The 6266-nt window shown below is 71.1% G+C and carries 6 protein-coding genes and 1 pseudogene; 4 read left to right on the top strand and 3 right to left on the bottom strand.

The features are described 5' to 3' along the window. Positions 1-10: 10 nt before the first annotated feature. Positions 11-1972 carry an acyltransferase family protein gene (locus AB0F10_RS09880; RefSeq protein WP_360621989.1) on the top strand — a complete coding sequence of 654 codons (1962 nt, stop codon included), beginning with the start codon at positions 11-13 and terminating at the stop codon, positions 1970-1972. Positions 1973-2006: 34 nt separating this feature from the next. On the opposite strand, the gene AB0F10_RS09885 is transcribed toward AB0F10_RS09880, so the two are convergent. The 3 genes from AB0F10_RS09885 to AB0F10_RS09895 form a co-directional block, all read right to left on the bottom strand. Continuing rightward, entirely contained in the window at positions 2007-2171 is a 165-nt protein-coding gene (locus tag AB0F10_RS09885; RefSeq protein ID WP_360621991.1) for a hypothetical protein, read from the bottom strand. A gap of 185 nt (positions 2172-2356) precedes the next feature. Beyond that, positions 2357-2491 carry a hypothetical protein gene (locus AB0F10_RS09890; protein ID WP_360621993.1) on the bottom strand — a complete coding sequence of 45 codons (135 nt, stop codon included), beginning with the start codon at positions 2489-2491 and terminating at the stop codon, positions 2357-2359. Next, complete coding sequence (locus AB0F10_RS09895; protein WP_360621995.1) at positions 2488-2805, bottom strand: hypothetical protein; 318 nt, start codon at positions 2803-2805, stop codon at positions 2488-2490. Before AB0F10_RS09895 ends, AB0F10_RS09890 begins: the two co-directional genes overlap by 4 nt. 524 nt (positions 2806-3329) lie before the next feature. On the opposite strand from AB0F10_RS09895, the gene hflX reads away from it, so the two are divergent. From hflX to AB0F10_RS09910, 3 genes and pseudogenes are all read left to right on the top strand, one after another. After that, a complete protein-coding gene (gene hflX / locus AB0F10_RS09900) occupies positions 3330-4457 on the top strand; it encodes a GTPase HflX (protein ID WP_360621997.1) in 1128 nt (375 codons plus the stop codon). Between the two features lie 235 nt (positions 4458-4692). Then, positions 4693-5529 carry a SigB/SigF/SigG family RNA polymerase sigma factor gene (locus AB0F10_RS09905; RefSeq protein WP_360621999.1) on the top strand — a complete coding sequence of 279 codons (837 nt, stop codon included), beginning with the start codon at positions 4693-4695 and terminating at the stop codon, positions 5527-5529. Between the two features lie 406 nt (positions 5530-5935). After that, positions 5936-6266 (top strand): annotated as a pseudogene (locus AB0F10_RS09910) (Ppx/GppA family phosphatase); the annotation flags it as partial.

Raw genomic sequence — 6266 nt, forward strand, 5'->3', positions numbered from 1 at the left:
CTCGCGATCGTTGTCCTATCATCCGGCTCTGGATGGTGTCCGAGCCCTTTCCGTCGCCGCGGTCCTGCTGTTTCACGGCGGGGTCGGCGCGCTCGGCGGTGGTTTCCTGGGTGTGGACGCGTTCTTCGTGCTCTCCGGTTTCCTGATCACCTCCTTGCTGCTCGCTGAACAACAGCGGTCCGGGCGTATCGATCTGCCCGCCTTCTGGGCGCGCCGGGCTCGCCGGTTGCTGCCGGCGTTGCTGCTCGTCCTCGCCGTTGTGGTGGTCATCGGCCACTGGACGCTGCCCGCCGAGGAACTCCCGGCGCTGCGTCTGGACGTCCTCGCGGCGATCGCCTACGTCGCCAACTGGCGGATGCTGAGTCGCGGCGGCGGCTACTTCGCGGAGACGGCGGGGCCGTCCGCGGTGCAGCACACCTGGTCGCTGGGGATCGAGGAACAGTTCTACCTGTGCTGGCCGCTGCTGGTGGTGGCGTTGCTGGTGTTGGCCCGCCGTCACGGCCGAGCCGTGCTGCTGGTGGTGTGCGGTGCCGGTGCGGCCGGGTCAGCCCTCGCCGCGGCGCGGCTGTTCGAAGCGGCCGGCGTGGACCGGGCCTACTACGGGACCGACACCCGGGCGATGGCCCTGCTGGCCGGGGCGGCGCTGGCCGTCGCGCTGACCGGGCGTACGGCCGACACCGAGACCTGGCCGATGACCGGGCGGCTGCTCGGCGTGCTCGCCGGCGCCGGTGCCGGTGTCACCGGCTGGCTGTGGGTCAACGCCGACGGGGCCGATCCGTGGCTTTACCCCGGTGGCTTCGCCGCCGCCGCGCTGGCCGTCGTCGCCGTCCTCGCCCACGCCGTTATGTGCCCCCGCTCGCCGACGGCGCGGTTGCTGGCCGTCGCCCCTCTGGTCTGGCTCGGGCGGATCTCGTACGGCGTCTACCTGTGGCACTGGCCGCTGTTCCAGTGGCTCAACGCCGAACGTGTCGACTTGACCGGTCCAGGTCTGTTGGCGGCACGGTGCGGGGCCACCCTGGCTGTCGCCACGGCGTCGTATCTGCTGGTGGAGCAGCCGTTGCGGCACGCGCGGTGGAGTCACCGGCCGGCGCTGACACCGACGGTGGCCGGTGGCGCGATGGCGGCGACCGCGGTGCTCGCCGTGCTGGCGACCGTACCGCCGCCGGTGCCTCCCAACCCGGCCATCGACCTCGATCAGGCCCTCGCCGTGCCCACCGCCGAAGCGCGGACGCGCGCGCCGCGCACCGTGGCGACGACGCCACCCCCGATGCGGCGTCCCGGCCGCCGTCCCGGCGCCAAGCCCCGGATCAGCATCTTCGGTGACTCCGTCGCCTGGACGCTCGGCACCTACCTGCCCCCGCAGACGAAGCTCGACGTCGAGACCCGTGGCGTGCAGGGCTGCGGCATCGCCCGGCTACCGGAGATCCGCTACATCGGCTTCGCGCACACCAACTATCCCGGCTGCGACACCTGGGACCGTCGCTGGCGCCGGAACGTGCGCGCCGACGATCCGGACGTGGCGGTGATCCTGCTGGACCGCTGGGAGTTGATGGACCGCAAGCTCAACGGTCGGTACCGGCATGTCGGCCAGCCGGATTATGACACGTACCTGCGCAAGGAACTGGATCTGGCGATCGACATCGTCACCGCACAGGGCGCGCTGCCGGTGCTGCTCACCGCGCCCTACACCCGCCGGGCGGAACGGCCCGACGGCGGGCTGTGGCCGGAGGACCAGCCGCAGCGGGCCGATTCCTGGAACGCCCTGCTGCGTGAGGCAGCCAAGCGCCACGATGCCGTGGTCCTCGACCTCAACCGGCGGGTCTGCCCGGACGGGAAGTTCACCTGGCGGGCCGGCGAGGTACGGATCCGCAGCGACGGCCTGCACTTCACTCCGGACGGGGTACGCCGGCACATTGCGCCGTGGCTGCTCCCGCAACTGGCCCGGCTCGCCGTGCGGGGACCGGAGAGCTGAAGACCGAGGGCGGCTCCCCGCTTGCCTGCGATCGTTATTCGTCCTCGCTGTACGCCTTGTCGTCTTCGTACTCCCTGGGGTCGCCGTACCCGCCGGCCGCCGGGTCGGCGTTGCCGAGCGCCGTCTCACCCGGCATGTCCTCGATCCGCTCCTTCGCTGCGACCCGAAGTTCCTCGTATTCCTCGGCACTGCTCGACATCTGTCCTCCATGGTTCGTGGTCACCCGGCTCCCATCCTGGCCGGGCCGGTCGCCTCAGCTGGGAAGCAGGCGGCGGGCGCGACCCGGTTACCGCCATGTCGGCGGCCGGCTCCCGCGCGGCTGCAACGGGCGCAGGAGCGGACTGGCGGTACCGGCGCCGTCGGCGGCCGCCCGGCGGGTCGCCATCACCGTGCGCGTGCGTCGTACCGGGGATGCCAGCCGAGTTCGGCGCGGGCCCGGGCGCAGTCGAGCAACGGAGTGTCCATGATCAGATCCACCCAGGACGGGTCCAGCCGCTGCAGCCGCAGCCGCCACGTCACGGCGGCAAGCGCTTCAGGGCCTCGCGGGAGGCCGGCAGGTGCCGGCCACCGAGCAGGCGCGCCAGGACCGCGGGAGTCAGCACCGGTTCGCCGGCGACGTTGAAGGTGCCCGCCGCGCGGGCGAGCACGGCTCGGCCCACCAGGTCCGCAACGTCCTGCGCCGCGACCAGCTGTGCCGCGGCGGGCCGGGGCAAAGGCAGCACCGGCACCCGCCGCAGCAGCAGGGCGAGGGGTGCACGGCCGCCCAGGTGCAGCGTCGTGATCGACGCGTAGTCTGCAGCGGCGACCCGGCCGGCGGCCAGGGCGGCGATCACGGTGAGGCGCTCCTCCAGGCCGGAAGCGTGGTTCGGTGTCTCCGCCAGGGCGATGATGGCTTCGGTCAGTGGACCGTGACGTTCTGGCGATACTCGTTCCCGGTGCGGCGACGTCGAGGGAGTGTGCCGATCATCGAGGAACCGGGGCACGCGCACGGCCGGTTGAGCGTTCGTCTCAGCGCGCCAGTTCCGACCGGCCACCCGCACCGGGCTGGTGCCGATCGTGGGATCCGTCGCGGGCTGCCGGCCCTGACGTACGTGTCCGAGCCGGTCGACACGGGGCCGTACCGATTGGTGGTCGTGCTGCATGGCGCAGGCGGGTCGGCGCGGCATGGCCTGCAGCTGATGCTCCCGGTCGCGCCGAGCCGGCGGATGTGGGTTCTCACGGTCGAGGTCCGCGTCCAGCCGGTGCCGGCGCTCGTCGGGCAACTGCGCCAGATGCCCGGAGCGCGGAGCCGGTGGTCTGGCATTAGGCGCTGCCGGATGGGTAGTCGGTGGCGACCCGACGGCAGACGGAGGAATTCATGGCTGGTGCGTGGTTGCTGGGAGCCCAGGCCCGTGACAATCGGGAAGAGCCGCCCCGGGCGGTGCTGGTGGCAGTCGCTCAGGAGGACCGGACGGAGGAAGGCGCACCCGGTACGGACACGTCGCTGCGGGAGCTGGAGCGTCTGGTCGACACCGACGGGCTGACCGCGGTCGAGACAGTGGTACAGAGTCGGAACCGGCCCGATCCGGCGACGTATGTCGGCTCGGGCAAGGCGGATGAGCTTGCCGCGGCGGTGCGACGCTGTGCCGCCGAGGTGGTGATCGTCGACGGTGAGCTGACGCCGGGACAGGCGCGCAACCTGCACGGCCGGCTGGGTGTGCCAGTGGTCGACCGTGCGGCGCTGATCCTGGACATCTTTGCCGAGCATGCCCGTACCAGCGAGGGCCGTATGCAGATCGAACTGGCGCAGATCGCGTATCAGCTGCCCCGGTTGCAGCGCGCCGGTCGCACCATGTCGCGGGTCGGTGGTGGCCGGGTGGTCGGCGGCGCCGGCATGGGTGTGCGTGGTCCCGGTGAAATGCGCCTGGAGATCCAGCGCCGGCGGCTGCGTCGGCGGGCGGCCGGGCTGCGCGAACGAGTGGCCGAGCTGGGTCGGCGCCGCGAACGTACGCAGAGACGCCGTACCCGTCGTCAGGTTCCGTCGGTGGCGATCACCGGCTACACCAATGCCGGCAAGTCGGCGTTGCTCAACCGGCTCACCGGCGCCGATGCGCTCAGTCAGGATGCCCTGTTCGCCACGCTGGACCCGACGGTGTGCAGAACGACGGCCCAGGGTGTCACGTTCACGCTCACCGACACGGTCGGTTTCGTCCGCAACCTGCCGCACCAGCTGATCGAGGCCTTCCGGTCGACGCTCGACGAGGTCACCCGCGCTGACCTGGCATTGCACGTCGTCGACGCGTCTGCGCCCGATGCGCTTGGCCAGATCACCACGGTGCATGAGGTGTTGCGGGGGATCGGCGCGGCATACACCTGCGCGAGGCCGGTCGCAGCATCCCCGCGAGCCGCAGGTCGACCAGGGTCCCGTCGAGGCCCTCGCGGGCGGCGCGCCGATGTGCGGCCGACGGCACGCAGTCGGAGTCCGGGGGACTGGCGCGTCTGTTGATCTCGCACCGCAGGTCGCGAGATTGATTCATGACAATCGTACTTTCGGTTGGTCATTGATCGACCGGTCGGCTACGTTGGACGGACCGGTCAAGAAATGTGCCGAACTACCGACGCGCGGTGACGCCGTAGCGGTGGCACCCTGGCCGGTTCCCCCAAGCCACGTTCGTGTGCCGCTCGCTGTCCCGCGAGATCTTCTGACTTCTCGCATTCGAGAGGACACCATGCACACAACCATGGCGACGTCCGAGACCGCAGCGATCCGGTCAAGGGCGCAGGGCGCCGTCCAGCACCGTCCGACCGAGGCCGACAACCACGCGACCGACCTGGTGCTGGCCCTGGCGGAACTGCCTGTGGACCACCCGGACCGCCCCGCGCTCCGCGGCCGGGCGATCGAGGCCTGGCTGCCGATGGCACAGCGGCTCACCCGCCGCTACGCGGGCCGCGGCGAACCGTTCGACGACCTGCTGCAGACGGCGACGGTCGGACTGATCAAGGCGATAGACGGATTCGACCCGGACCATGGCAGCGACTTCGTCAGCTATGCGATCCCGACCATCCTCGGTGAGGTCAAGCGGCATTTCCGCGACCGCACCTGGTCGATGCGTATTCCACGCCGGTTGCAGGAGATGCGCCTGGCGATCAACCGCGCTCAGGCGGAGCTGACCCAGACCGTGAGCCGGTCACCGACCGTCGCCGACATCGCCGCCCACCTGGGCGTCTGTGAGGAGGCGGTGCTCGAAGGGTTGGAGGGCGGACGCGCCTACCGGGCCGTCTCGTTGTCCGCGCCGGTCGGGGAGACTCCCGGCTCCGAACTGTCCGAGATGATCGGCTCGGAGGACCACGGCTACGAGCTGGCCGAACTGCGCATCGCGATGCCGGCGGCGATGGCCTGTCTGACCGAGCGCGAACAGCGGATCATCGCGCTGCGCTTCTACGGCAACCAGACCCAGGGCGGCATCGCCGCGCAGATCGGCGTCTCGCAGATGCACGTCTCCCGGCTGCTCGCGGGTGCGCTGGCCAAGCTGCGCAAGCACCTCGACCCCGACTGCGCCGCGGCCCTGCGGAGTTAGCGCACGCTGTGGTCACCGGTCGGGTCCTATCAACACACCTGACCTGATGGTCCACGAGCGCCACGGGCGCACGGTCGTGGCACCGCGCCTGAGGCCGTACAGGTGCGGTGCGGACTGTCGGGGGGCGTATTTGATCTTCGGATTCCTGGGGTTGCTGTGGCCCGCGCCGCGGCGGGGGCCGCTGGTCCGGTTGCGGTGCTCGGCGTGGCCGCGGTGCTGTCCAGCCTCGTCGCCACCTTCGGTGCCTGGCAGTGTGATCGACCGGCCTCGGCACGAAAGCCTCGTCTTGTGCGGGGCGGGTCGGCCGTGTCGATGATCTTGAAGGCTGGCGTGAGTTCTGCCGGTCCGGGGGTATGCGGCGCCAATGCGTCTGGCAGTTCTTGATGTCGGGTCGAATGCCGTCAACATGGTGGTTGCGGACACGGACGTGGGTCACGGGGGTGACCTGCCGGTGGTGGCGCATGCGTGGAAGCGGCGGACCTTGCTGGCCCAGACCGTCCGGCGGGACGGCACGATCACGGCGGAGGGTCTGGGCCGCGTCGTCACCGCGGTGGCCGCGGCCGCGAAGGAGGTCCGCCGTACCGATGTCGATCAGCTCTTCGCGTATGCCACGGCCGCGGTCCGGGACGCACCGAACCGTGGGGAGGTGCTCGACGCGGTGGAGTCGGCCACCGGGATCCGCCTGGGCATGCTGTCCGGGGTGGAGGAGGCGAAGTTGACGTTCCTGGCGGCGCGGC

Source organism: Actinoplanes sp. NPDC026623, assembly GCF_040638275.1.
Classification (GTDB): domain Bacteria; phylum Actinomycetota; class Actinomycetes; order Mycobacteriales; family Micromonosporaceae; genus Actinoplanes.